The following is a 26,009-nucleotide window of genomic DNA, read 5'->3' as shown; positions in this document are numbered from 1 at the left end:
CCGGGAGCTTTTGCTCCCGGGCTCCTCTGATCCCGAGCCCGAGCCCGAAAGGTTGGCATCACCGCATGACCGCAGCCGCGTCCTTGACCGCAACGCTCCGCGACCGGCTTCTCACAGACGCCTGGGGCGTCTCGCACCGCATCGTGCGGAACGCCGTCGACACCTCGGAGCTCCTCGGTTCCGCCGACATCGGGAGATGGCTCGACGCCAGCCTGCTGAGGTGGCCCTACTTCACTCTGCTCAAGCACGGCGAGGTGCCGCCCGTGACCTCGTACACCACGGTGCGCGACGTGATCGGTCAGAAGCGGGACGGGTACCCCAACCCCGCCGCGGTCCGCCGCCACATGGAGCGCGGCGCGACCCTCAAGCTGAACCAGCTCGGCGACTGGCACCGGCCCACCCGCGAGGTGTCCCGGGGGCTCGAGGAGTTCCTCACCGCCGCCGTCAACTCGTACGTCTTCTGGACCCCCGAGGACTCGCGCGGAATGCTGCCGCACCGCGACGCGGCCCATGTGATCGTCATCCAGCTCGAGGGCCGCAAGGAGTGGCACCTGTACGCCGAGCCCGAGCAGGTCGGCGCGGGCGCGGGACTCGACGTGGACAGCTCGCGGCCGACCCATGTGTTCACGCTCGAGCCGGGCGACGTGCTCTACCTGCCGCACGGCTGGCCGCACGACGCGGTCGCGCGGGACGGCTCCTCGCTGCACCTGACCTTCACCCTCACCGAGCCGACCCCCGAGGACCTCGTCGAGGCGTTCCTCAAGCGCTTCCTCGATGACGAGGAGGAACTCGTGCACCACTTCCACCAGCGCGGTCTGGAAGCGCGGACGGCACAGGTTCGCGCGGCCCTGCTGGAGCAGGCGGAGAAGCTCGACAGCGGCGCATGGGCACAGACGGCAGTGGACACGATGCGGAAGGCGATCGGCTGATGACCGTGACAACCCACGCTCCCGAGACGGCCGCGGCGGCCCCGGCGGCCGACGGCGTGCCGACCCTGCTGGACCACCTGGTGGGCGACCCCGCGGCCTTCTTCCGCGACCACTGGGCCAACCAGCCCGTGGTGCTGCGTGCCCCGACCGACCTGACCGGACTGATCTCCGAGCAGGAGATCTGGGACGAGGTCGACTGCGGCCTGCTGTCCCGCCCGTACTTCACCGTGTTCAACGAGGGCGTACGCACCGCCATCAGCGACATGTCCACCCAGCGCACGGTGGTCGGGCACGATCTGGCCGGCTACATCCGCCCGGAACAGATCTACGCGGACTTCGCGGCCGGCGGCACCTTCAAGTTCAACCAGCCCGAGCACTGGCACCCACGCATCCGCGAGCTCGTCCAGGGCATGCAGCGGCACTTCCGCGGCGGCCTGGAGTCCTTCGTCTTCCTGAGCCCGCCCGGCAAGACGGCCATGCGGGCCCACTACGACGGCGCGCACGTCTTCGTCCTGCAGGTGCAGGGCGTCAAGGACTGGACGTTCGGGCGCATCCACCCCGGCTCGACCAGCGACTCGACCATCCACGAGGGGCCGATCGAGGACGAGCACCGGGTCGAGGTCACCCTGCGTCCGGGCGACGTCCTCTACATGCCGCACGGCACCCCGCACTTCGCGACGGCCCGCGAGGGCAACTCGATCCACATCGCGATCACCGTGGAGGAGCCGACCGCCGAGAACCTCGCGAACGTGCTGCTGGCGTCGTTCATGGCCGACCCGCGCTTCGCGGCGTTCGAGGAGACCCACCACCGGCACCCGCTGCCGGAGCGCACCCGGCTGCTGCGCGAGGCCCTGATCGCCCACCTGGCCGAGGCGGACGAGAAGGCCGTCCTCGACTCCGCGGTCACCCTGCGCAGGGAGCACCGGTGACCCGGCTGCAGGGCTCGCGCCGTGCGCCCTGGCTGACCGGCGGGGGCCCTGCAGCCGTCACCGAAGGCACGCTGCGGTCCACGCGTACGGCCGACACCTGGGCGCGGCTGGCCCCGCTGCTCGCCGACCGCGGCATCACCCGCGTCGCCGACCTGACCGGCCTCGACACCATCGGGATCCCCGTGTGGACCGCGATCCGGCCCGCCGCGGCGACCCTGGTGGCCAGCGCGGGCAAGGGCCTGGACCACGGCAGCGGCCGGATCTCGGCCGTGATGGAGTCCCTGGAAGTCGCCGCCGCCGAGCAGGCCCGTCCGGCCGTCGTGGCCCGCGGCGGCGCCAAGGAGGTGGCACCCGGCTACGGCGTCGCCGATCTCCCGCTGCATCCCGTCTCGTTGGCCGACGACCGCACGCGGCTGGACTGGGTCCGGGCCTGGGACCTGGTCTCCGGCGCTCCGGGCCTGGTTCCCGCCGCCGCCGTCGGGCTGCGCGGCTGGGGCGCGCAGGAGTGGCAGCCGGCCACGTTCGTCACCACCACCAACGGCCTGGCCGGCGGCAACGACCACGTCGAGGCCGCCCTGCACGGACTCCTGGAGCTGGCCGAGCGGGACGCACTGGCCCGGCTGACCCCCGCCGACCCCGTCCTGACCGAGCCCGACAGCGTGAGCGATCGGCTCTCCCCCGTACTGGCGCGGATCCGCGAGGCGGGCGCCGAGGCCGTACTGGAGCGCATCCCCTCCCTCCCGGGCACCTTCGCCTACACCTGCCGGCTGACCCAGCCCGAGATGTGGCAGGTCTTCGGGGGCTCCGGCTGCCACACGCACCCTGCCATCGCGGCGGAACGCGCCCTGCTGGAAGCGGTGCAGAGCCGCGCCTCCGTCATCAGCGGCGGCCGCGACGACATTCCCGAATGGACCTTCCGGATCCAGGGGGCCCGCCCGGGGCGCCCGCGCGCGCTGCCGCGGCGTTCGGAGGCGATGCCCTCGGCGCCCGCGCCCGCCGGCTCGTTGGGCGACGCACTGGACGACCTGGTCGCGGCCGTGCACGAGCGCACCGGCCTGCCGGTGCTCGCCGTGGACCTGACCCCCGCTTCACAGCCGTGGCCCGCCGTGGTCCAGGTCTTCGCCCCCGGGCTCGGGCTCGCTCTCGAGCACCCCAGGCCCCAGGAACTCACCGGCAGGAGCACCGCGTGACACCCCGTCGCATCGCCTTCGTGGGCCCGACGCTGCCGCCGTCGGTCCGCCCCGACAACGGTTTCGCCTACCTGCCGCCGGTCCGGCACGGCGACCTCTTCGCCCTGGACCTGCGGGCGGGGGACGAGGTGCTCATCGTGGACGGCGTCTACCAGCACTTCGCTCCCATCCGGCACAAGGAGATCCTCGCGCAGCTGGCTCGGGGGGTACGCGTCACGGGCGCGGCCAGCCTCGGAGCGCTGCGCGCCGCCGAGCTGGCCGACTTCGGCATGCGCGGCCTGGGGCACGTGTACGCGGCCGCCCGCGCCGGGCACCTCGTCGCCGATGCCGACGTCGGTGTGCTGCACGCCGGTGAGGAGGACGGCGGCCGTCGCCTGACGGTGGCGATGGTCTCCGTGCGCACGGCGGTGTCCGAGCTGCTGGCGGCCGGTGCGATCGGTGCGGAGGAGGGGGCGCTGATCGAACGCGTCGCCGGGCGCCTGCACTTCACCGAACGTTCCGAGCGGGCGCTGGAACACCACGCGGAGGGCTTCCGCGACGAGATGCGGTCCGTGCTCCGGCACATCGACCGCCACGGCGACGTGAAGACCCGGGACGCCCTGGCCGCCCTGGACGTGCTCGCGGCCGAGCGCGGCAGCGGCGCGGCGCACGCCGCCGACCCCACGCTGGCGGGAGCCGTGTGGCAGAGCTCGTACGGAGCCGAGTGGGAGTTCGACCACAGGCCGCTGCGGCCCGGTTCGCCGATCGGCTCCCGCCTCGCGCTCGCCTGCCTCCAGTTGTTCGCCGCCGACTTTCCCGACCGCCACCGCGCCTACGCCCTGCGGGTCGCCGCGGAATCGACCGGACGCCACGGCGGATCCGCGCCGGCCCTGCTGGGCGAGGCCGGGTTCGCTCCCGCCACCCGGGCCGCCGCCCGGCTCGCCCGGCCGACGGCGGCCACCGTCGCCTGGAGCCCCGAGGAGCGGCTGCTGGCCCGTACCTTCCGGCTGCGCCCGGGTCGGCTCACCTATGCCGGCCTGCCCGCCGAGGCCCTCGCCGGGGGCTCCCTCGCCGAGCTGGAACAGTGGTGCGAGCGGCTGCTCGCACCGGCGGGGACACCTCCGGTACCCGCGGGCCGCTGCCACGAGCTGCTGCGCGGCCTGTGGCAGGCGCACCGGCCGGAGGAGTACCGGCTGTGCGTACTGGAGCGGGGGTTCCGCGACGAGGCGGAAGCCGCCCGGTTCGCCGGCGCGTTCGACCTGGCCCTCGTGGGCCGCCTGGCCGACGCGGCGGTGGCCTCATGACCTCCACCGCATTCGTCGAGGCGCTGGGCGCCGAGCCGCGGCCGAAGTCCCTCGCCGCGTTCACCGGCGACGGGCTGCTGCTGAGTGCCGATGTGCCGGACGGCGCCGGATCCCTGGTGCAGAGCCTGGTCTGCTACGAGCGCACCGCCTCCGGCACCTGCCGGGCGAGCTGGTCGGTTCCGCACGCCACCGAGGCGGCAGCGGTCCCCGGCGGCTTCGCCTACGTGCGTCACGGCGGCCGGCAGGTCGTCGCCGTACGGTCCGTCACGGGCGGCCCCGAACGGATCCTGCACCACGTCACGGGCGACGTGTGCGCGCTGGTACCCCGGCCCGGCACCGGTGAACTGGCGTGCGTGGTCCGCACGGCGCGCGCCCTCGGCGCCCATCCGGACGAGCTGCTCGCCGGATCCGACGCCGTCTGGTCCGAAGGACCCGAGGCCTCCCTCGGCAGTGCCCGCCGGCCCGAGGGAGAGGTCGAGATCTGGCTGCTCGCGGTCGACGGGTCCGCCCCGGCGCGCCGCATCCCGGTGACGGCGCCGCTCGGTGCCTCGCTGACCGGCGAGGTGGCCTGGGCGGGCTCCGCCACCCTGCTGGTGGGCGTCTGCCACCACCTCCAGGACGGCACCCGGCGGTTCGGCCTGCGGGCGGTGCCGGTGGGCGCGGGCGGCGGCCCGATGCGCGAGCTGCTCTTCGACGGGATCGACCTCTGCTATCCGGTGCAGGAACCGGACGGACAGTACGTGGCCTATCTCGGCACGGTGGTGCCCGGCGACGACCTCCCGCCCTCCCAGACCGCCTGCCTGGTGCGTTCCGGCTCGCTGGAGCTGACGGTGCTCGACTCACCGCCGGACACCTGGCAGCGCCCGGTCGGCTGGGACGGCCCCGGCCGCCTGCTGTGCACCGCCGAGACGGGGCCGCGCCGCCGCCTCTTCGCGTACGAACTCGACCGCGCCGCCTGGTCCGACGTACCGACGGCCGCTTCGGTGGAGAGCGTGCGGGTCTGCGACGGCCGCGCCGCCGTGCTCGTGTCGGCCCTGGACGCACCGCCCGCCATCGACGTCATCGACCTGATGTCCGGGCACAGCCGGCGCGTCGAGGCCAGCCGGCTGCCGGCGCTGCCCGGGACGCTGTCGTACCACCCGCAGGTGGTGCCCGGCATCGACGGCACGCTCGCCTCCTGGCTCTGCATGCCCCACCGGGGGCCGGTGCGCGGCACCGTCGTCTTCTTCCACGGAGGCCCGTTCAAGAGCTGGACCGAGTGGTCCTGGCGGTGGAACCCCTGGCCGTTCGTGGCGGACGGCTACGCCGTGATCCTGGTGGAGCCCCCGCTCTCGCTCGGGTACGTGCCCGCCGCGCGGTCCGGCTGGCGGAACTGGCGTACGAAGGTCGCCCCGGCGGCGGTCGCCCAGGTGGCGCAGTTGCGGGCCCTGGCGGGCCTGTCGGACACCCCGCTCGCCCTGATGGGCGGCAGCTTCGGCGGCTACCTCTCGCTCGTGACGGCCGCGGCGCAGCAGCCCGCCCTGGTGGTCGCGCACGCGTCACCGCTCGACCTCGCCCAGGTGGCGCAGACCAGCGACGTGGGCTGGCAGTGGGTACGCGACCACGGCGACCCGACGGCGCGGGGCGGGCACTTTCGGGAGCACAGCCTGCCCGCGCACTCGGTGGGCGCCGGCACCCGCGTGCTGCTCTCCCACGGGTTGCAGGACGGGCTGGTGCCCCCGACGGAGACCTTGCGCGCCCATCGCGCGCTGGTCCGTGAGGGGGTCCGCTGCGAGGTGGCGTTCTTCCGCTCCGAGGCGCACGGGCTGAGCCGGCCGCGCAACATCCGGGCCTGGTACCGCTGGGTGCTCGCCGCATGCGCGGCGGAACTCGCGGGCGAGCGCTCGCAGACGGCTCCGGAGGAGCTGACCGGCGAGCTCGCCGAGCGCTTCGCGGAGCTGGCGATGAGGGGGTTCGATGCCCGGGTATGAGGCAGCTCCGCCGCGGCGGCTGGTGACCCGCGGGCAGATCGCCGGCGGCCTCGCCGCCCTGGGGCTCGGCCCCAAGGCCGCGGGCTCCGGCTCCGGCTCCGGCGTCGTCATCGTGCATACGTCGCTGCGCAGCTTCGGCTTCGTGGTGGGCGGCGCGCAGTCGGTCCAGTGGGCGCTGCGGGACGCGGTGGGTCCGGACGGCACCCTGGTCATGCCCGCCTTCACCCCGCAGCTGTGTCATCCCTCGACGTGGCGCTCCCCCGACCTGGCCGGCACGGACCTGGCCGGCGCGGCCGCGGCCATGCCGGTCTTCGACAGGCAGGGCACCCCGGTCTCCCGGACCATGGGCGTACTGCCGGAGCTGCTGCGCTCGCTGCCCGGGGCCAGGCGCTCCGGCCACCCGCACGTGTCGTTCGTGGCCGAGGGGCCGCGGGCCGACGAGATCGTACGCAGCCATCCGGACGCGTACCGGCTGTCCGCGCAGAGCCCGCTCGGGCGGCTGTGGGACCTCGACGCCACCGTGCTGATGCTCGGCACGCCGTGGAACAAGTGCACGGCGCTCCACCTCGCCGAGTACGACGCGCCGTACCCGGGCCGGCGATCCGGCCTGTGGGCGCTTCCGGAGGCCGGCCCCGATGCCGGTCCGGCGGGGACGCGCTGGCGCGAGGTCCCGGAGATCCTGGTCTGGGAGGGCGACTTCGACGCGCTGGGCGAGGCGTACGAGGCCTCCGGCAACCCCATGGCCAGTACGGTCGTCGGCGCCGCGGTGTGCCGTGCGGTGCCGTTGCGGGCCCTGGTCCGGTTCGCCACGCGGTGGCTGCCCGCCCACCGTGACCTGCGGCGGGCCGTCGCTCCGCCGGGTTGGCGCTCGGTCGTGGACGCCGACGGCCCGCTCCCCGAAGGAGTCGTGCGCCATGACGTCTGACATATCGCTCCGCCCGGTCACGGCGGCCGATCTCGACCTGTTCGAGACGGAGTTCGCGACCGAGGAGGGCACCGGGTCCTTCCAGTGGTTCGGCTTCACCCCGACCCACCGGCTGCGCCGGCGCTTCGCCGAAGACGGCCTGCTCGGCCCCGACGACGGGACCCTGACCGTGACCGTCGACGGGCAGACCGCGGGCCGCGTCGAATGGTTCGCCTCCGCCTGGGGCCGGGCCCGGACCTCCGCCTGCTGGACGATCGCGATCGGGCTGCTGCCGGCCGCCCGGGGCAAGGGCACCGGCACCGGGGCGCAGCACCTGCTGGCGCGCTACCTGTTCGACCACACCCGCGCCGAGCGCGTCCAGGCCTGGACGGACCTGCACAACCTCGCGGAACAACGGGCACTGGAGAAGGCCGGTTTCGTACGCGAGGGCGTGCTGCGCGCCGCCCAGTGGCGCGCCGGGCGCTGGCACGACCAGGTGCTGTTCTCCGCCCTGCGCGGCGACGGGCCGTTCCGGGACACATCCGATCTCGCCGAGGAGGAGCCATGGCAGGCCTGACCACCGTACGGCTGGCCAACGGCCTGCGCGTACTGCTCCAGCCGCTTCCGGGCAGCCAGGTGGTCGCCACCTGCCTGCACGTGGGAACCGGCTTTCGCAACGAACCCGTCGCGGGCGCCGCCCACCTGCTCGAGCACGCGCTCGCCCAGGGATCCTCGCGCAGTGGTCCGCTGGCCGCCGCCGTGACGTCCATCGGCGGCACGATGAACGCCAGGACCTCGAACGACTACACCCAGTACACCCAGATCCTGCCCGCCGACGGGCTGGAACTGGGGCTGCGCATCGAGCGCGACCGGCTGACCGAGCCGGACCTGAGCGCCGGGCACGTCCGTGCGCAGATCGCCGTGGTCCAGGCCGAGATACGCCGCAACGTCCTCCAGCGCCCGCACGGCGGCATGGTCCTCTTCGACCTGCCCCGACTGCTGCACGACTCCTGGGAGAACCGGCACAACGGCTATGGCGACATCACGGCGCTGGAGTCGCTGGGACCGGCGGAACTGCAGGCCTTCTTCGACCGCTCGTACGCTCCCGGCAACATCCACCTGACGCTCGTCGGGGACTTCGACCCCCACCGGGCGCGGGAGCTGGTGGAGCGGGTCCTCGGGCCGGTCCCCGCCCGCGGGACCCGGCAGCGCGAGCCCGCCGCCGAGGGTCCGCTGGCGAGCCCGCGGTTCGGGCTGCGCGCGGACCGGATAGCCCCCGCCGGCCGGACCGCATGCGGCTTCCGGATCCCCGAGCCGGGCACCGATCCGGTAGGGCACCTGGCGACCGTGCTGCTCAGCGAGGTGCTGGAGGTCATGGGCGAGGCGTGCGACTGCCACGGCCGGGCGCGGCCGTGGGGGGCCTTCCGGGCCCGGGTCAACCGCACCGGCAACCCCTTCGACGTGGCGCGTTCCTCGCTGCTCGCGGTGGAGTTCCCGCACCCGGTGGGGGTTTCGCCGGACGAGGCCGAGGGCTGCCTGCGCACGCTGTTCGCCCGGATCGCCGCGGGCTCCGCGGAAGTCGAGGAGGCCCTGACGGTACTGCGCCGCCAGCTGCCGCTGCACCTGCACGCGGAGCTCGACTCGGTGGCGGGCCAGGCTTCCTGGCTGAGCGTCGGCGCGGCGGTACACGGCGATCCGGCGTACCTGGCCGGGCTCCCCGCGCGGATCCGTGCCCTGCCCACCGCCGAGGTGGCCCGGCTCGCCGCGCGGTACGCGAGCGCCCCGGCGGCCCGGATCACCAGCCTGCCCGTGGTGGCCGGGGAAGAGACGACGACAGGCCCGCGCATCCTCGCGGCGGCGGGAGACCGGTCATGACGCCCCCGACGTGGTCGGCGACCCCCGCACCCCCGGCGGAGCCCCGGTTCACCGCACCCGCGTACCGCACCACCGCACTGGACCGCGGTGCCGTGATCGGCATCGACCGGACCGGCACCGGGGACCTCGCCGAGGCACGGCTGCTGCTGCCGCTCGTCCCGGGCACGGGCGAGGGGGCGCACCTGCACGCCACCGAGGTGGAGGTGGCGGCCGAGGCGCTGCGGGACGCCCTGGAGTCGGCCGCGGGCTCGCTGGCCGTGGTCCGGGCCGAGGCGCGCGGCGACCGTGTCGTGGTCTCCGCCCGTACGTTCACCGACGACTTCGCGGACGTCTGCGCGCGGATCGGCGACTGTCTCGGCTCGGACGCGCTGTTCGACGAGGGGCGGGTGCGGCAGGCCGCCGCGCGGGTCTCCGCACGGCTGGCGAAGGCGAGCGGGCACGCTCCGCTGGTCGCCCGCGCCCGTTTCCTGGCAGCGGTCTACGGCGCGCATCCGTTCGGCCGTACCGCCTCCGCCGCCGAGGCCCACGAGGTCACCGGCGAGCGGCTGGCCGGCCTGCTGGCGAGCGCGCCCGCGGCCGCACGCCGTGCGGTGGCGGTGGGCCGGGAGCCGGCCGCCGCGTTGCTGACGGCGGCAGAGCGCCTGCTCCCGGCCGCACCGGACGCGGCGCCGCGTCCACCGGTCCGGCCGGGACCGCACCCCGCGGCCGCCCCCGCGACCGTCCTGTCCCCCGGGGTCCCGCAGACCTTGATCCGCCTGGGCGGTCACGTCCCGGGCCGCACCCACTGCGACTATCCGGCCCTGCAACTGGCCGTGCTGATGCTCGGCGGCTACTTCGGGAGCAGGCTGACGCTGATCCTGCGCGAGCGCGAGGGGCTGGCGTACGCGCCGCGCGCGGTCCTCGACCCGCTCGGCGAGACGGCGGCCTTCACCCTGGAGGCCGACGTGCGTCCGGACGGCACCGCGCGCGCCCTCGATCTGATCGAGGCGGAGATGGACCGGCTGGCGAGCGGCTCCTTCACCGCCGAGGACCTGCGCAACGCCCAGAACTTCACGGTGGGTTCCATGGCGATGGCCTGCTCGTCGCGCTCCGGCCTGGCCTCCGTGTTCGCCGGGACGCTCGCGAGCGGCCTGCCCGCGCAGTGGCTCGGAGGCTACGAGGCGCGGGTACGGGCCCTGTCCGTACAGGACGTGGCACGCGCGGCCGAAACCCATCTGCGCGCGCCCGGGCTCGTCGGCGTGCTGGTCTCTCCGGCCGTCCCCGCCCCTGCCCCCTCTTCCTGACGAAGGGAACGACGATGGGAACGACGATGGGAACGACGATGGGAACATCGTGCTGAAGTCATTCATCCGGAACAACTTCTCCTCGCTGAGGGGACCGGCCAGGACGCTCGGCGCCCTGCACTTCGTGGACAGCCTGGGCGGCGGCCTCTTCATGGCCGGCTCGGCGGTGTACTTCGTCGTCGTCACGGGCCTGCCCGCCGCCGTGGTCGGCCTGGGGCTGTCGCTGGCCGGGTTCAGCGGCTTCCTCTCCAGCGTGCTGCTGGGCCGGGTCGCCGACCGGATGGGCGCCAGGCAGCTGCTGACGGTGCTGCTCGTCCTGCTGGGGGCCGTCTACGCCCTCTACCCGCTCGTCGACTCGGCCTGGTCCTTCTATCCCGTGGTGATCACGGTGGGCGCCCTGGAGTTCGGCTGCGGTCCCGCCTTCGGTGCGCTCATCATGGACTTGGTCCCCGAGGAGCAGCGGGTGACGGCCCGGGCCGCGCTGCGCTCCCTGTTCAACGTCGGCTTCTCCTTCGGCGCCCTGTCCGCCGCCGGCCTGATCGGCCTGGGCGGCACGGCGCTGGAACTGCTGCCGCTCGGCAACGGCCTCACGTTCCTGCTCGCCGCGGCGCTGGTGCTGCGGCTGCCGAAGTCAGAGGTCCGGCCGAGCGCGGGCGGCGCCAGCGGCAGGTTCCGCGTGCTGCGCGACAAGCCCTTCCTGGCCGTGATCGGCGCGTCCAGCCTCCTGGCGCTGCACAGTGCGGTCCTGCTGGTCGGCATCCCCCTGTGGATCGTCAAGAACACCGACCTGCCGCGCGGCGTCGTCCCGCTCGTCCTCGTCGCGAACACCGTGCTGGTGGTGCTGTGTCAGGTCGCCGCGGCCCGGGGCGCCGACACCCTCGACGGCGCGGTCGGCGCCGCCCGCAAGGCCGGCGTGATCTCCGTGGCGGCCTGCGGGGCCCTGGCCGTGGGCGGCTTCACCGGTTCGTGGGGCACCGGCGCGATCGCCGTCGTGGCGGTCCTGCTCTTCACGGCCGCCGAACTGTGGCAGTCCGCGAGCGGCTTCGGGCTCGGTTTCGGGCTGGCCCCCGACGAGGCTCGCGGCGAGTACCTGGGCGCGTTCCACCTGCACGTCGTCGTCCAGGCGACGGTCGGTCCGGGTGTGGTCTCCTTCCTGGTGACCACCCACGACTCGGTCGGCTGGCTGGCGATGGGCCTGGTCTTCCTGGCCGGTACGGCCGCCATCGGACCCGCGGTCCGCAGCGCCCGCCGCACCACCGCCAAGGACACCGCCACCGACACCGCCACGGACACCGCCGCCGTCGCCGCCTGACGCCGTACGGCCCGGCGGCCCGGCCTCGTACGAGCCCACGCCGCCGCCCCCCGGCGGTGTCGGGGGCCCGTGCTCAGCCGGGCTGCCCGGCCGCGGCCGCCAGGGTGCGCGCGAGGTCGCGCACCGAGGCGGAGCTCCCGTCCGCCGTGCCCGCGATGGCCACGAGCGGCGGCAGCCAGCCGTGGGCGGCGATGCACTGCGCCACCTCGTAGGCGACGCTCCCGCCTCCGGAGAAGCAGCCGAGCAGCAGCGGCTCACCGGCCGCGAGCGCGGTGCGCACCGCGGCCAGGCAGACCCCGGTGTCGACCGGGGCGGTGACCGTGGTGAGCGCCTCCGGGCCCGGATAGGCCCGTGCGAGGGCGTCGTAGCAGGTCTCGGGCGCGGCCGGCGGCGGTACGAGCAGGATCACGCCGGCGCCGGGCCGCGCGGCCGCGCGCAGCTCGCGCAGCCCGCCGCCGGGCGGGACCGGGGCGGCCGCCACCGGCCGGGGCACCGGCAGGCCGATCACGGTCCGCACGACCTCCCCGACGGTGGTCGTGCCGTCGACGGACACCAGGACCTCGCGCAGCAGCCGCGCGGTCCGGGCCAGTGCCTCGGCCGCTTCGGGGTCCGCGATCCGGGTCCGGTCGTTGACCGCCGTGAGCAGCAGGGCGCCCTCGGCGTCGTGGCACGCGCTGATGGCGATGGGCTTGGGCGTGTACGGGCCCACGGCCTGCGGGAGGTCCACCCGGACGCCCTCGGCGTCGAGTTCGCTCCACAGCGGGTCCCGGCCGTCCGGGTCGGGCGGCGGGCCCTGCGGGGCCTCGAAGGCGACGAGCGAGTCCGTGAGGTCGTCGGGGAGGTCCCGCCCGCTCCACCGGTGGACCTGGCCCTCCGAGACCCATTCGTACGCGGCCGCGCCCAGGGCCCGGTCGCGCAGTTCGGCCAGCAGACGCTCCATCGGGGCTTCGGGGTCCACGTCGACGTGAACGGGCAGCGCGTTGCGCAGGGGGGCGGGGAGGCCGGCGGCGCCCTCCAGGGCGATCCCGCGACCGGAGACGGCCATGGCGAACGCGACGGGCGCGGGCGCCCGGCACGAACCGCCGGCCCGGTACAGCAGCAGGGCCCAGGCCGCGTGCAGCGCCGTGCTCTCGGTGACGCCGAGCCCGGCGGCCCAGTCGCGCAACCGGGCGGCCTCGGAGGGGGTCAGCCGCTGGCGCGCGATCCCGTGGCCCCGGCGGGTCCTGGCTCCCGCGGTCGGCCCGGCCGGGCCGGGCAGGGTGAGGGAGCCGGCCGGGGGCGCGGCGACGGACCAGAACGCGCGGGGCGGGGTGAGGTCTTGGTCGGCCAGCCAGCGCAGATGGTCGCGCAGATCGGGGCGGCGCTCGCCGCCGGTGGGACGCCCCTCGGCCAGATAGGCACGGTAGAAGGCGCGCAGCAGCAGGCGCACGCTCCAGCCGTCGAGCATGGCGTGGTGGAAGGTCAGGGCGATGCGGGTCGGCCCGGTGGACCCCGCCGATTCGTCCAGCAGCGCGACGCGCAGCAGCCCGGGACGGTGCAGGTCGAAGGCGCGCAGCCGCTCGCTCACCAGCAGGGAGTGCCAGTCGACGGATCCGTGGTGGTGGCGGACGAGCTCCGGTGAGGCCTGCGGGTGCACGACGACCCGTGGGGCGGTTCCGGGGCCGTCCGTGCGGGCGCGGTCGGTGAACGCCGCCCGCAGCACGGGCTCCTGCGCGAAGACGGCCTGCCAGGCGGCGTGGAACCGCCGGGTGTCCAGCGGCCCGTACCAGCGCCAGTGCAGCTGCTCGACGTGCAGGCCCGCGCCGGGCCTGCCGGTCAGGACCTCGAGCAGCACCTCGCGCTGGCGCGCGCTCGCGGGGTGTCCGGCCGCCGGACGCGCGGCCGCGCCGGCCGGAGGGTCGAAGGGGTCGGGTGCGTTCCGCCCGGCCGCTTCCTCCGGGGCCGCGCTCTCCCACGCGGTCCGCAAGGCCTCGGGCCGCGCGGGCGTCTTTCGCGGCCGGGCTCCGGGGGCGGTCAGCAGATCCGCCACCGCGCCGGCCGGGGAGTGGCGCGGGGACAGGTGCAGGGTGTGGTGCGTCGCCGTGTGGCGGCGCAGGGTGGGTGTGCCCGAGGGCAGCGCGGCGAGGGCCGCCGCGAGGACGTCCTGATCGAGGGGACCGCGCAGGTCCAGCGCCGGTGCGGAGCCGGGCGCGATGACCACGGTCATGGCAACGCTCATCGGCTCCCCCTCGTCTCGGCGTCACACCGGGCGGCGTCACACGTCAGGAGGGTGGAGTATGCGCGCGAAGCCCACATTTCGCTGATATGCCGCTGACACGCCGCCGGAGTCCCGCCGGAGCGTCGCCACGCGCCGTGGGGGGCCGCGCGCCTACAGGGTGCGGATGGCGGTCTCCGCGTACCGCTTGGCGAGGTTGAGGGTGGCGGTGCTGTTGCGGCCGAGGGCCTCGCGCACGTACGTCCTGGCCCGGTCGAGGTCGGCGCCGGGGCCCAGGACCCGCTCGACGGCCTCCTCCCGCAGCAGCACGCTGTGCTGGGAGATCGCGGTGACCCCGGTTTCGTCCGGGATCAGCGACCACTCGCCGGTGTGCGCGGCCATCAGGGCCGGGGTCACGGTCTGCTTGTAGACGATGCGGCCCGCGTGCGGGAAGCACACCCGCACGGATTCCGTGGTGTGCACGGCTCCGTCGGAGGTCACGGTGTCCATGCTCAGCAGCTGGACGCCGGGCTCGTCCTCGGTGACGGCGACGCGGGAGACGTGGGGCACGCGCTCCGGCCAGTCGGCGACCCCGTAGAGGAACTGGTAGACCAGATCGGCCGGTCCGTTGACGCGCACGGAGTCCTCGAAGGACAGCAGCAGGCCGTCGAGCCGGGTCCAGCGCTCCGCGGCTTCCTTCAGCCGCGCCAGCTCGGCACGGCTGTTGGTGTCGGTGGCCTCCTTGGTCCAGTCGACGTCAGCGGACCGGTCGCCGGCGACCGCGAAGTCGTGGAGCAGGGTCAGCCGCGAGCGGTCGGTGCCCCGCGGTTCCACGATCCAGCTGCCGCCCATCGCCACGACGGGGTCGGCGGGAACTTCCTGGCGGAAGTCGATCCGCAGCCGGGGCGTGTCCAGGGTGCGGCGCGACAGCCACGATTTGACCCTCCCGTTCGCGGTGACCCACATGTGGAACCGGTCCTGGGAGCCGTCGAAGTCGAGCCGCTCGACGTGGATGCTCGGCGGGATGAAGAGCGGCCACTGCGTCGTGTCCGCGATCAGCCCGTAGACCACGCCAGCGGGCGCGTTCACGTCCACCGCATAGGACGTCCGGTGTACTTGCTGCACAGGCATCGCCACACTCCTCACTCACACGTGGTCCAGAGTCTGTCCGCGATCGCCGGAGTCCCGCTCGAGAGCGCCTGGAGTCTCAGCGCGCGAGCGCCGATTCCGCGTGCTGCTTGGCGTACGTCATGGTCGCCGTGCTGTTGCGCCCCAGCGCTTCGCGTACGTACCGGCGGGCCGCCGCGAGATCGGCGGAGGGGCCCAGCACCCGGGTGACGGCCTCCTCGCGCAGGACGACGCCGTGCTGCGAGGTGACCGTCGAGCCGTACGCGCCGCCGGTGACCGTCCACACGCCGGTGTGGGCCGCCATCAGCGCCGGGGTGCGGGTCTGCTTGTAGGCGATGCGGCCGGCCGCCGGGAAGCACACCCGCACCGATTCGGTGGTGTGGGCGGACCCGTCGGCGGTGAGCGTGTCCATGGCCATGACCTGGACGCCGGGCAGGTCCCCGGGCTCGGTGAGCTCCAGCCGCGAGACGTGCGGCAGCAGCTCCGGCCACTGGTCGGCCCGCTCCAGGAACGCGTAGACCAGCTCCGGCGGGGCGTCCACGCGGACGGTGTCCTCGAAGGACATCACGAGTTCGTCGAGCTTGCCCCAGTGCTCGCCCAGCTTCGCCAGGTTCGCCAGCTCCGCACGGCTGTTGGTGTCGGTGGCGCGCTCCACCCACTCGACGTCCTGCTCCCGGTCGCCCTCGACCGAGAAGTCGTGCAGCAGCGTCAGCCGGCAGCGTTCGGCGCCGAGCGGCTCGACGATCCAGGTGCCGGTCATCGCCGACAGCGGGGCCGCGGGGATCTCTTGGCGGAACTCGATGCGCCGTGCGGACGCGTCGAGCACGCGGCGCGAGGTCCAGGACTTGACCTGGCCGTTCGCCGTCGCCCACATCCGCAGCCGCTCCTGGACGCCGTCGAACGCCAGGCGCTCCACGTGAACGTTGGGAGGGAAGTACAGCGGCCACTGGACAGCGTCGGCGATCAGCCCGTAGACCACGCCCGCGGGGGCGGCCACCTCGGTGTCGTGCACGGTACGGTGCACTCGCTCGGCCGCCATCAGAAGTTGCCCAGTCCGCCGCAGACGTTCAGCGCCTGTGCGGTGACGGAGGCGGCGAGATCCGTGGTCAGGTAGCCGACCATGGCCGCCACCTCCTCCGGGGTCGCGTAGCGCCCCAGCGGGATCTTCGCCTCGAACTGCTCCTGCACGTCCTCGGTCGTGGTGTCCCAGGCCGCCGCGTAGCCGGCCCGCACGCGCTGCGCCATCGGGGTCTCCACGTAGCCGGGGCACACCGCGTTGACCGTGATCCCGGCCGGGGCCAGCTCCTTGCCGAGGGCCTTGGTGAAGCCGACGACGGCGTGCTTGGACGCCGAGTACGGGGCGCCCAGCAGGACACCCTGCTTGCCCGCCGTGGAGGCGATGTTGATGATCCGGCCGTAGGAGGCCCCGGCCAGGCCGCCGTGCTTGAGCACCTCCCGGGTCAGCAGGAAGACGCTGTTCAGGTTGGTGTCGATGACGTCGTACCAGAGCTCGTCGGTGATGTCGGCGGTCGGACCGCCTCCGCTGCGGCCGGCGTTGTTGACCAGGACGGAGATCGGGCCGAACTCGGCGACGGCGGCGGCCACCAGCTCCGTCACCGCTTCGCGGGAGCGGATGTCGGCGGCGATGCCCGCGACGTCCAGGCCCTCGGCGCGCAGCTCCTCGACGGTCTCCTTGACGGTGTGCGCGGTCCGCGCACACAGGAACACCCGGTGCCCGCGCCTGCCCAGGTCCCGTACGATCGCCAGGCCGATGCCGCTCGTGCCGCCGGTGACCAGGGCGACCGGCTTCTGCGGCGCCGTCGACGGCGGCGCTGACGGTGTGGTCATCGTTGTCCCTCCAGAACCCTCGGTGAGATCTCGACCGTGTCGCCGGGCTCTGGAGATCCGGTGGAAGACGGGTCGAGGACCGGCACGGAGCCGATGGCTCCGGCGGCGGCGGCCGCGGCCGCCGCCAGCACCAGCGGCGGGTACGCCCGTACGGTCCGGACCGCGTCTCGGACCACGTCCGGCAACGTGGCGGCCGAGCCCAGCGGGGCCAGGGCCCGCGCGAGCCCGCGCCGGGTCAGCTCCGGGCCGCCCGCGGCGATGTAGCCGTCGGGCCTGATCAGCACCCAGCCGCCCGGCCAGAGGCCCAGCGAACGCCGCAGCAGCCCGTTGGGGTCGGCCAGCGGCCCGGGGCCGCCTCCGGTGCCGGTGTCGCCGTGCACGGTCCGCACCGACAGCCACGAGTCGTGCACCGCGGCAGCGGCCGCCGCGACACGTCCTGCCTCGCCCGGCCCGCCCGGTGTCCACACCAGGGACCAGCGGACGTCGCGCAGTTCGTCGCGCAGCGCCTCCGAGCCGGGGTCGTCGGGGTGCAGGCCGGCCGCGGCGGCGGCGCGCGAGCCGGCGGGCACCGTCATCAACGGGTCGGCCGTGGTCAGCGGGCTCTCGGGATACGACAGCAGCAGCCCGGACATGCCGCCGAGCACCTTGCGCTGGACGGCCCGGCGCAGCGGACCGATGTTGCGTACGAAGGTGAAGGCGACGGGCAGCCCCACGCCGGCGAGGGCGTTCTTGAACTGGACAAGGGACGTGGCCTTGCGGGTCGAGCCCAGCAGCTGCTTGCCGATCGGGACGCGCTCCTGCCCGTACGTGGCGAGCAGTTCCCGGCCCGCCTGCCCCCGGGCGGCCATGGCGAGCTTCCACGCGAGGTTGTAGGCCTCCTGGATACCGGTGTTCATGCCCTGTCCGGAGGCGGGGCTGTGCACGTGGGCGGCATCGCCCGCCACGAAGCAGCGTCGGTCGTGCATGCGCGGCACCATGCGCTGCTGGAAGGTGAAGACGGAGGTCCAGTCGGGTTCGCCGACCCGCACGGGACGGCCGAGCCCGGCGCTGAGCTTCTCCGAGAAGCGCTCCGCGGTGTCGCGAGCACCCTGCGACCCCGCGGGGGCGGTGTCGAGCAGCCGCCAGTAGCCGTCGCGCTGGTACGGGACCATCATCAGCGCCTGGCTGCCGGTGTGGACCCAGTAGATGGTGTCGGGCGGCAGGTCGATGGACACGGCCGCGTCGGCGAGCGCCCAGGTCTCGCTGGACTCGCCGAGCAGCGGGATCCCGAGCTGCTTGCGCACCGTGCTGTGGCCGCCGTCGCAGCCGACCAGCCAGGGCACCTCGTACTCCTCGGTGGCACCGTCGGCGTGCTCGAGGCGGGCGCGTACGGTGTGCCGGTCCTGCTCGAGGGAGGTCAGCCGGACCCCCCATTCGATGGTGACGCCGAGCCGGGCCAGGGCGTCGCGGAGCACTTCCTCCGTCTCGGTCTGCCCGATGATGACGGTGTACGGGAACCGGGTGGGCATCGAACGGTAGTCCGCCTCGAGCCGAACCAGGCGGCGGCCGCGCGCGAACATCGTGAAGGCCCTGTTCTTGCGTCCCCGGGCGAGCACCCCGTCCACGACGCCCATCTGGTCGAAGGTCTCCAGCGTGCGCGGGTGAACGGCCACCGCGCGGCTGGTGGGGGCCGGGCCGGGGGCGCCGTCGACGACGCGTACGCGCAGTCCTCGGCGGGCCAGTTCGTGGGCGGCGGTCAGGCCCACGGGACCCGCCCCCACCACGAGCACCCGCGGGGACCCGGCGGTGGGGAATGTGTCGGCGTTGATCGCCACAGTGGTCGCTCCTCTGGTCGTACGGGATGAAGTGCGCGGGCCGTGCGGGCCGTACGGGGTCACCCCGCCGCGGCCTCCGCCGCCGCGCGGCCGCGCAGGCCGCTGCGCAGGGTGCGCCGGTCGGGCTTGCCGACGTGGTTGCGCGGCACGGCGTCGATCACTTCGACGCGGCGGATCTGCTCGAACCAGTTCAGGCTCGCGTTGGCGCGCTCCACGACGGAGTCGATGACGTCGAGGAGGCCGGGTGCGGTCGGGTCGCGCAGCACGATGCCCGTCCACACGACCTCACCGTGCACCGGGTCGGGCCAGCCCGCCACGATGCACTCGGCGACGCGCGGGTCGGCCCCGACGACCCGTTCGACGGCGCTGGGCGAGACGAGTTCGTTGTCGTGTTTGAAGACGTCGTCGAGGCGGTCCGCCAGGAACAGTTCGCCGTCCTCGTTGCGGTAGCCGACGTCTCCGGTGGAGAACCAGCCGTCCCCGTCGATGGGCGAGGGCGTGTCGTCGTCGAGGTATCCGGCCATCACCTGCGGCCCGCGGACCTGGACCTCGCCGGTCGCGTAGACGTCGAGCGGTGTGCGCGTGCCGATGTGGACGACGCGGAATTCGGTGCCCGGTACGGCGGGGCCCACGGAGCCGCTCCGGGGAAGGTGCGGGTCCTGGCAGTGGGAGAGCGGGGAGAGTTCGGCCAGCCCGTACCCCTGGATGACGGGCACGCCCAGGCTCACGCTCAGGGTGCGGGCGGCGGCCGGGGACAGGGCGGTGCCGCCGGACAGCACGGCGGTGAGGCGGCGCCCGGCCGGGAAGTCGTCGGTGAGCCGCCCGTCCCGGGCCAGCACGTGCAGGCGGGCGGGCAGCCCGTAGTAGTGGGTGGCCTCCGCCCGCGCGGCGACGGCGAGGGAGGCAACCGGGTCGGGGTCGGTGCACAGCACCTGGCAGGCGCCCGCGTACACCCCCGAGTTGAGGTGCATGACGTGGTAGAGCGGCAGGTGGTTGACGGTGACCGAGTCGCTGCCGAGGCCGTGCGCGGCGGCGGTCTGGGCCGCGTTCGCCACCAGGTTGCGGTGGGTGAGCCGGACGCCCTTGGGGCGGCCCGTCGTACCCGTGGTGAACTGGATGCACACGTCGCCGTCGAGGTCGACGACCCCGGGCAGGGCCGTCCGCTCCGGTGCCGAGTCCAAGGCCGCGGCCAGCGGCAGGGCGTCGCCGGGGACGATCCCGTCGGGCGCGTCCGTCACGACGACGCGCCGCAGGTCCGGCAGCCGGTCGCCCAGTTTGATCAGGAGCTCGGCCGTGGCGGCCGGCACGAACGCCACTTCCACGGCGGCCGTCCGAAAGATGTGGACCAGGCCCGTCTCCTTGATCAGCGGGTTGACGAGCACCACCGTGTTGCCGCTGCGCACGGTCCCGTAGTAGGCGGCGGCGAACACGGGATCGAGAACGTTGGCGACGCCGATCCGCGCGCTTCGACGGCCACAGGCGTGCTCCAGGTAGGAGGCGAAGCGGTCGGCCTGGCTGTCCAGTTCCGCGAAGGTCACCGTGGTCGCGATGCCGTTCCCGGTCGCGGTCCGGACGGCCCGGCCCGCGGGATCGCGGACCGCCGCCCGGCGCAGCAGGCCGTCCAGCGGGAGTTCCGGGTAGACGAATCTCGGCATGGTGCTGTCCTCCTGGCTCCCGAAGGGGCGGCCGCGGCTGCGGCGCCACCCCTAGACCCTGTCGGCCCAGCCTGGGCAGCCGCGCTTGAGGAGTCTTCGAAGAGCGCTCGATCTGCGCCGCAGATGCTGTGGGGAACCAATGGAACGGAGTCCCGCCATGACCGCGACGATCGCCGCCGAGGTGTCCCCCGGCCCGCCCCAGGGACAGGAGTCCGGCCTGCTGTACGCACAGGTGCAGCAGTTCTACTCCCGGCAGATGCAGCTCTTCGACTCCTTCGAGGCCGAGCCGTGGGCGCGGACGTTCACCGAGGACGCCGTGTTCGACGTGCCGACGCTGCCCGCGCCGGTGGTCGGCCGCGCGGCGCTCGCCTCGAACGTCCGGCGCAACGCGGAACTGCAGGCCACCGGCGGTGAGCGGGTGCGGCACTGGCTCGGCATGCTCGACGTGCAGCCGCAGCCGGACGGCTCGCTGCACACCCGGAGCTACGCCCTGGTGTACCTGACCCCGCGCGGCGGAGAGTCGAAGGTGCACCGGGTCTGCGTGATGGAAGACGTACTGGTCCACTCGTCCGGCGGCTGGCAGGTCGCCCACCGGCTGGTGACGCGCGACGACCTCGACTGACGGTCCGGCCGGGCCGCGGCCCCGCTCCACGGCCGCTCGCGGCGGGGTGGAGACCCGAGCGGGCCGCTCAGGGACGCGACCGGTGGCCGGGCAGGACGGTGAACAGATCGGTGCGGACCCGGGCCGGGTCGTGCCCGTGCGCGACCCTCCGGGTGATCTTCGTACCGATCGGGGTGCGGGTGACGATCCCCGCCGCCCGGGCCCGTAGCAACGCGGCGGCCGGCGGCCCCCCTCCGAACATCGCGCGGGTCTGCGCGACCTGCGTCCGGTGCACGGCGGACGCCGCGGGCGCCCGCCGGTCCCGATAGGCCGCGAGCCGCTGCGCGGTGGGCTCCCGCGCGTGCAGCGCGGCGACGAGGACGGGGTGCAGCGCGGCGGCGTCCTGCAGGGCCAGGTCGATGCCCTGGGCACCGATGGGCCCGTGCGTGTGCGCGCTGTCGCCCAGGAGCACGAGTCCGTCGCGTACCCACTCCCGGGCGTGCGAGGCGAACACGTCGAGCACGGTCAGGTCGGCCATGGAGGTGAGCTGCTCGTGCAGCAGATCGGCGAACTGCGGCATGATCGCGGCCAGTTCCCGCGCGAAGTCCTCGATCCCGCGCCCGGTGGCGCGGGCCCTGCCCTGCGGCATCGTCCAGACCACTCTGAACCGGTCGGGGTGGGTGTCGTGGACCATGACGGCGCTGGCCGGCCCGCGGTGCACCCGTACGTGCCCGGTGGCCCGGTGGGGTGCGCGCAGCGAGAACCACACCACGTCGTGGGCGAAGGACGCGCAGCGCCCCGCGTCGATGCCTGCGAGCGCACGGGTCTTGGAGAAGCGGCCGTCGGCGCCGACGACCACCGCGGCCCGCACCGTGACCGGCACCCGGTCGGGGCCGTGCACCACGGCTCCCTGGCAGGGGCTGCCGGGACGCTTCTCCAGGAGCGCGGCGATCCGGTGCCCTTCGAGAGGGGTGAAGCCGGGCAGCCTCCGGCAGGCGGCCAGGAGTTCCCGCAGCACATGAGGCTGCGGGAGCGCGAGCAGGTGGTCGTACGGGGCGGGCAGGCGCCCGTAGTCGATGTCGAGCAGCACCTGCTCGCGCTCCAGGACCTGGAAGCCCCGCAGGCTCGCGGCTCCGCGCGCCGCGGCTCCGGCGAGAATGCCGAGCTCGTCGAGGATCCGCTGACCTCCGGGCTGCAGGAGCTCGCCGTGGAAGTCACGGCGGAATCCGGTGGAACGCTCGACGAGGGCCACGCGGATGCCGGAACGCAGCAGCATGAGGGTCAGCGCGAGCCCGGCGGGGCCGGCGCCGATGACGCAGACGTCGGTGTCGAGCGCTTCGCCCACCGGATCAGACCGCGGCCCGGGCCGCTGCCAGTACCTCGTTGACCATGGCGAGGTAACGGCGGGGGGTGTCGGAGTCGTCGAGGGCCTCCTCGTCGAGGAGGACGTCGTACTCGCGCTCGATGTACCCGGTGGTCTGCAGGACGGCGAGCGAGTCGTAGCCCAGCTCGAACCAGTTCAGGTCCATGACGTCACCGTCGAGGTCGACGCCCTCGTCCTCGCCCGCGCACTCGCGCAGGATGCGCTTCAGGTCCTCGAGTTCCAGCCGGTCCATGGTCTCCCTCAGTTCTGCGTCGGTGTGCGGTGGGTGAAGTGGAAGTGCGGGTGGGCGCGGTGCGGGTCAGGCGCCGGGGGCGCGGACCACGACGGCGGAGTTGAAGCCGCCGCGGCCGCGGGCCAGTACGAGCGCGGTCCGCAGCGGCAGCCCCAGCGCGGGGCTGGCCGCTCCGGTGACCAGGTCGAGCGGGCAGTCGTCGGCCGGGAGCTCCGTCCCGGTGGTCGGCGGGATCAGCTGGTCGCGCAGGGTGAGCAGGGCGGCGGCCACGTCGAGGGCCGCGCCTCCGGCGGCGAGCCGCCCGGTCATCGACTTGGGCGCGGTGACGGGCACCCCGCGCGGGCCGAACAGTGCGGTGATCGCCTCCGCTTCGGCGCGGTCGGCGCCGCGCTCGCCGGCCGCGTCGGCGAAGACGACATCGACCTCGTCGGGGTGTACGCCCGCGTCGGCGAGCGCGAGCTCCGCGGCCTCGCGGAGCCGGGAGGTCCCGTCGGCGTCGAAGGTGGCGGCGTGCCCGGCGAGGCTGCCGTAGACGCGGGCGCCGCGCCGGCGCGCCTCCTCGGCCCCTTCCAGGACGAGCAGCGCGCCGCCCTCTCCCGCGACGTAGCCGCTCGCGTCCTCGGAGAACGGCAGGTAGGCGCGGGCCGGGTCCTCCCGGTCGGTGAGCCCCCCGCCGGCCAGGTAGGCGGCCCAGCCCCAGGAGCACAGCGCGGAGTCGATGCCGCCGGTGACGACGAGTTCGGCGCCCTTGCGGATCTGGCGCCGGGCGTGGGCCATCGCGTCGAGGCCGCCGGCCTGCTCGGAGACGATCACCCCGGAGGCTCCCCGCAGGCCGTGCCGGATGGATATCTGGCCGCTGTTGACGGCGTAGAACCAGGCGAAGGACTGGTACGCCGAGACGTGCTGGCCGCCCTTGCTCCACAGCGCCTGGAGCTCCTGCTGGCCGAATTCGAAGCCACCGAAGGAGTTGGCGGTGACCACGCCCGCGGCGTGGTCGGGCAACTGGGCGGGGTCGGCCCCGGCGTCGTCGAGCGCCTCCTTCGCCGCGGCGAGCGAGAGCCGGGTGACGCGGTCGGTCTGCGGCATCAGCCGGCTGGAGACGTGGTCGGCGTCGACGAATCCGGGCACCTCCCCGGCCAGCTTCGCCGGGTAGCCGCTCGCGTCGAACCGGGTGACCGGCCGGATGCCCGATTCTCCGCGCAGGACGGCGGACCACCAGGCCTCGGTGCCGAGCCCGTTGGGGGCGGCCACGCCGATGCCGGTGACGACGGGGGCCGCCGTGCGCGAGGCGACGGAGGCGGTCCGGGCCGGGGCGGGGACGGCGACTGCGGTGTTCATCGGTCCGCCTTCAGGCTCGGGCTGGTCAGGATCATCGCGCTCTGGAACCCGCCGAAGCCGCTGCCGACGGTCAGGACCGCGTCGGTGCGCTGCCGGCGGGCGGTCAGGGGGGTGTAGTCGAGGTCGCAGGCCGGGTCGGGCTCGTGCAGGTTCGCCGTCGGCGGGACCGTGTCGTGCTCGATGGCGAGGGCGCAGGCGGCCACTTCGAGGGCCCCGATCGCGCCGAGCGAGTGCCCGATCATCGACTTGATGGAGCTGACGGGGACCTCGTACGCCCGTTGTCCCAGGCTGCGCTTGAACGCCTCGGTCTCGTGCTTGTCGTTCTGCTTCGTGCCGGAGCCGTGCGCGTTGATGTAGTCGATGTGCCCGGGCAGCAGCCGCGCCTCGTCGAGCGCTGCCGTGATGGCGGCTGCCATCTCGACTCCGTCGGGCCGCAGTCCGGTCATGTGGTACGCGTTGCTGCGCGAGGCGAAGCCGGAGATCTCGGCGTAGATGTGCGCGCCGCGGGTGCGGGCGTGCTCGTACTCCTCGATGACGAGGACGGCCGAGCCCTCCCCCAGGACGAACCCGTTGCGGGTGCGGTCGAAAGGCCGGGAGGCGGTCTCCGGCTCGTCGTTGCGGGTGGAGGTGGCGCGGATGGCGTCGAAGCAGGCGACGGTGATCGGCGTGATGGGCGCCTCGGCCGCGCCGGTGACCATCACGTCGGCGCTGCCCTCGCGGACCAGATCGACGGCGTGCCCGATCGCGTCGAGACCGGAGGTGCAGCCGGTGGACACGAGCGCCACGGGCCCTTGGGCTCCGACCGTACGGGCCACCTCGGCCGCCATCGAGCTGGGGACGAAGTAGTCGTACAGGTGGGGCGCGGCCTTGGTGTGGTCGACGAGCGTACGGGTGCCCTGCTCGCTGACGACCCCGTACGCGGCGTCGAGGCCGGTGGTGCAGCCCAGCGCGCTGCCGAGGGTGACCCCGGTGCGTGCGGCGTCGTGGAGGCCTGCCAGACCGCTGTCCTCGAGGGCCTCTCGGGCGCTGACGACGGCGAACTGGGTGGCGCGGTCCAGCCGCCCGGACTGCTCGGCGGTGAGTCCGGATTCCTGCGGGTCGAAGTCCGCCTCGGCGGCGATCCGGGAGCGGAAGCCGGTCGCGTCGAAGAGCGTGATGGCGCGGGTGGCCGTACGGCCATCGGTCAGCAGCGACCAGAATTCCTTGGTGCCCGGGCGGCCCGGGGCCACGACCCCGATGCCCGTGATGACGACTCGTCTCATCGCCCTTCCCCCTGTCCTGTCTGGTCGCTGTGGCCGCGGAGCACGATGCGGGCGGCCCGGCCGAGCATCCGGGGCAGTTCGCCGCCCCGGACGAAGAAGTGGCCGCCGGGCACGGTCCGCCGGACGAACGGTCCGGTGGTCCAGCGGTTCCAGCCCTCGGCGGCCTCGGCGCCGACGAGGGGGTCCTTGCTGCCGGTGACCGCGAGCAGTGGTACCGGCGCGGGGCCGGGCGCGGTCGGCGCGGTGGCGGCGGCCCGCAGATTGCGGGCGAGCTTCAGATCGGCGCGGAGCACGGGGACGACCGACCGGAACCACACGTCTCCGGGCCGCACGCCGGGCGGCAGTGCGTCGAACCGGTCCAGGACGCGCAGCAGTTCCGCGTCCGGCAGCTCGGCACAGTTCGCGAGGGCGGCCGGGGCGTCCGGCGGCGGGCTGGCCCCGACGGCCAGCAGTGCGGGCAGCGGCAGCCCGTACTCCTGCAGGGCGTGGGTGACCGTGAGGGCGACCGTCGCGCCGAGGCTGTGCCCGTAGAGGATGTAGGGGGTGCCGGGCTCGTCGGCGATCCGCTCGAAGAGGGGCGCCAGGTCGGCCAGGAGCTCGTCACGGCCGGTCAGCCGGGGCTCCCGACGCCGCTCGTCGCGTCCGGGCAGCAGCCAGGACGTGGTCTTCACCCCGCTCCCGACGGCCTTGTCCCACCGGTAGAACGAGGACACTCCGGCCCCCGCATGTGCGAAGCAATGCAGCCGTACGGCCTGTCCGTCGCCCATCGCCACCTCCCGGGAACCGCGCCGCGTAGGCCTCGACCCTCACCGACCCCGCTCGAGACCGGCTCGAATCGGTGTGTACGGGTCCAGGAGGCGATGCGGTGCGGCGGTGGC

The 26,009-nt window shown here is 74.3% G+C and carries 22 protein-coding genes; 11 read left to right on the top strand and 11 right to left on the bottom strand.

The window, feature by feature from the left end; all coding sequences use genetic code 11:
• Positions 1-65 precede the first annotated feature (65 nt).
• From ACFYYB_RS36325 to ACFYYB_RS36280, 10 genes are read left to right on the top strand one after another with little or no spacing between them, the layout of a single operon-like run.
• Entirely contained in the window at positions 66-929 is an 864-nt protein-coding gene (locus ACFYYB_RS36325) for a JmjC domain-containing protein (RefSeq protein ID WP_389441671.1), read from the top strand.
• Positions 929-1,858: a JmjC domain-containing protein gene (locus tag ACFYYB_RS36320; RefSeq protein WP_389441668.1), complete on the top strand. Its 930-nt coding sequence runs from the start codon at positions 929-931 to the stop codon at positions 1,856-1,858. The genes ACFYYB_RS36325 and ACFYYB_RS36320 overlap by 1 nt, the downstream gene beginning before the upstream one ends.
• The gene (locus ACFYYB_RS36315) at positions 1,855-3,048 is read left to right on the top strand and encodes a YcaO-like family protein (protein ID WP_389441665.1); all 1,194 of its coding nucleotides are present in this window, start codon (positions 1,855-1,857) and stop codon (positions 3,046-3,048) included. The genes ACFYYB_RS36320 and ACFYYB_RS36315 overlap by 4 nt, the downstream gene beginning before the upstream one ends.
• Positions 3,045-4,331 (top strand): TfuA-like protein, encoded by a 1,287-nt coding sequence (locus ACFYYB_RS36310; RefSeq protein WP_389441661.1) that lies wholly within the window; start codon positions 3,045-3,047, stop codon positions 4,329-4,331. The genes ACFYYB_RS36315 and ACFYYB_RS36310 overlap by 4 nt, the downstream gene beginning before the upstream one ends.
• Entirely contained in the window at positions 4,328-6,301 is a 1,974-nt protein-coding gene (locus tag ACFYYB_RS36305) for an alpha/beta hydrolase family protein (RefSeq protein WP_389441658.1), read from the top strand. Before ACFYYB_RS36310 ends, ACFYYB_RS36305 begins: the two co-directional genes overlap by 4 nt.
• A complete protein-coding gene (locus tag ACFYYB_RS36300; RefSeq protein ID WP_389441655.1) occupies positions 6,288-7,226 on the top strand; it encodes an aminoglycoside N(3)-acetyltransferase in 939 nt (312 codons plus the stop codon). The genes ACFYYB_RS36305 and ACFYYB_RS36300 overlap by 14 nt, the downstream gene beginning before the upstream one ends.
• Complete coding sequence (locus ACFYYB_RS36295; protein WP_389441653.1) at positions 7,216-7,782, top strand: GNAT family N-acetyltransferase; 567 nt, start codon at positions 7,216-7,218, stop codon at positions 7,780-7,782. The genes ACFYYB_RS36300 and ACFYYB_RS36295 overlap by 11 nt, the downstream gene beginning before the upstream one ends.
• Complete coding sequence (locus ACFYYB_RS36290; RefSeq protein WP_389441651.1) at positions 7,770-9,080, top strand: M16 family metallopeptidase; 1,311 nt, start codon at positions 7,770-7,772, stop codon at positions 9,078-9,080. Before ACFYYB_RS36295 ends, ACFYYB_RS36290 begins: the two co-directional genes overlap by 13 nt.
• A complete protein-coding gene (locus tag ACFYYB_RS36285; protein WP_389441648.1) occupies positions 9,077-10,363 on the top strand; it encodes a M16 family metallopeptidase in 1,287 nt (428 codons plus the stop codon). Before ACFYYB_RS36290 ends, ACFYYB_RS36285 begins: the two co-directional genes overlap by 4 nt.
• 49 nt (positions 10,364-10,412) lie before the next feature.
• A complete protein-coding gene (locus ACFYYB_RS36280) occupies positions 10,413-11,675 on the top strand; it encodes an MFS transporter (protein WP_389441645.1) in 1,263 nt (420 codons plus the stop codon).
• Between the two features lie 73 nt (positions 11,676-11,748).
• Here the strand turns inward: ACFYYB_RS36280 and ACFYYB_RS36275 are convergent, their stop codons facing one another.
• From ACFYYB_RS36275 to ACFYYB_RS36250, 6 genes are all read right to left on the bottom strand, one after another.
• On the bottom strand, positions 11,749-13,893 hold the full coding sequence (locus ACFYYB_RS36275) for a condensation domain-containing protein (protein ID WP_389441643.1): 2,145 nt from the start codon (positions 13,891-13,893) through the stop codon (positions 11,749-11,751).
• A 150-nt stretch (positions 13,894-14,043) separates the two neighbouring features.
• Positions 14,044-15,000, bottom strand: coding sequence for an aromatase/cyclase (locus ACFYYB_RS36270; protein ID WP_389441641.1), 957 nt, complete (start codon positions 14,998-15,000; stop codon positions 14,044-14,046).
• Between the two features lie 76 nt (positions 15,001-15,076).
• Positions 15,077-16,036: an aromatase/cyclase gene (locus ACFYYB_RS36265; RefSeq protein ID WP_389441639.1), complete on the bottom strand. Its 960-nt coding sequence runs from the start codon at positions 16,034-16,036 to the stop codon at positions 15,077-15,079.
• Complete coding sequence (locus ACFYYB_RS36260) at positions 16,036-16,845, bottom strand: SDR family NAD(P)-dependent oxidoreductase (RefSeq protein WP_389441636.1); 810 nt, start codon at positions 16,843-16,845, stop codon at positions 16,036-16,038. Before ACFYYB_RS36260 ends, ACFYYB_RS36265 begins: the two co-directional genes overlap by 1 nt.
• Complete coding sequence (locus ACFYYB_RS36255; protein ID WP_389441633.1) at positions 16,842-18,659, bottom strand: FAD-dependent oxidoreductase; 1,818 nt, start codon at positions 18,657-18,659, stop codon at positions 16,842-16,844. The genes ACFYYB_RS36260 and ACFYYB_RS36255 overlap by 4 nt, the downstream gene beginning before the upstream one ends.
• A 59-nt stretch (positions 18,660-18,718) precedes the next feature.
• On the bottom strand, positions 18,719-20,314 hold the full coding sequence (locus ACFYYB_RS36250) for a class I adenylate-forming enzyme family protein (protein ID WP_389441630.1): 1,596 nt from the start codon (positions 20,312-20,314) through the stop codon (positions 18,719-18,721).
• A 157-nt stretch (positions 20,315-20,471) separates the two neighbouring features.
• On the opposite strand from ACFYYB_RS36250, the gene ACFYYB_RS36245 reads away from it, so the two are divergent.
• Positions 20,472-20,936, top strand: a complete 465-nt coding sequence (locus tag ACFYYB_RS36245; RefSeq protein ID WP_389441627.1) for a nuclear transport factor 2 family protein — start codon at positions 20,472-20,474, stop codon at positions 20,934-20,936.
• Between the two features lie 67 nt (positions 20,937-21,003).
• On the opposite strand, the gene ACFYYB_RS36240 is transcribed toward ACFYYB_RS36245, so the two are convergent.
• The 5 genes from ACFYYB_RS36240 to ACFYYB_RS36220 all read right to left on the bottom strand — a co-directional run bounded on the left by ACFYYB_RS36240 (position 21,004) and on the right by ACFYYB_RS36220 (position 25,898).
• Entirely contained in the window at positions 21,004-22,260 is a 1,257-nt protein-coding gene (locus ACFYYB_RS36240; protein WP_389441624.1) for an FAD-dependent monooxygenase, read from the bottom strand.
• Positions 22,261-22,264: 4 nt separating this feature from the next.
• Complete coding sequence (locus ACFYYB_RS36235) at positions 22,265-22,531, bottom strand: acyl carrier protein (protein WP_389441620.1); 267 nt, start codon at positions 22,529-22,531, stop codon at positions 22,265-22,267.
• 66 nt (positions 22,532-22,597) lie between these two features.
• Positions 22,598-23,869, bottom strand: coding sequence for a ketosynthase chain-length factor (locus ACFYYB_RS36230; RefSeq protein WP_389441617.1), 1,272 nt, complete (start codon positions 23,867-23,869; stop codon positions 22,598-22,600).
• Complete coding sequence (locus ACFYYB_RS36225) at positions 23,866-25,131, bottom strand: beta-ketoacyl-[acyl-carrier-protein] synthase family protein (protein WP_389441614.1); 1,266 nt, start codon at positions 25,129-25,131, stop codon at positions 23,866-23,868. Before ACFYYB_RS36225 ends, ACFYYB_RS36230 begins: the two co-directional genes overlap by 4 nt.
• Complete coding sequence (locus ACFYYB_RS36220; RefSeq protein ID WP_389441611.1) at positions 25,128-25,898, bottom strand: thioesterase II family protein; 771 nt, start codon at positions 25,896-25,898, stop codon at positions 25,128-25,130. The genes ACFYYB_RS36225 and ACFYYB_RS36220 overlap by 4 nt, the downstream gene beginning before the upstream one ends.
• Between the last annotated feature and the right edge of the window lie 111 nt (positions 25,899-26,009).

This window comes from Streptomyces sp. NPDC002886 (genome assembly GCF_042888445.1).
In the GTDB taxonomy this organism is placed as follows: domain Bacteria; phylum Actinomycetota; class Actinomycetes; order Streptomycetales; family Streptomycetaceae; genus Streptomyces.
This window is presented reverse-complemented; position numbering and strand designations above follow the sequence as displayed.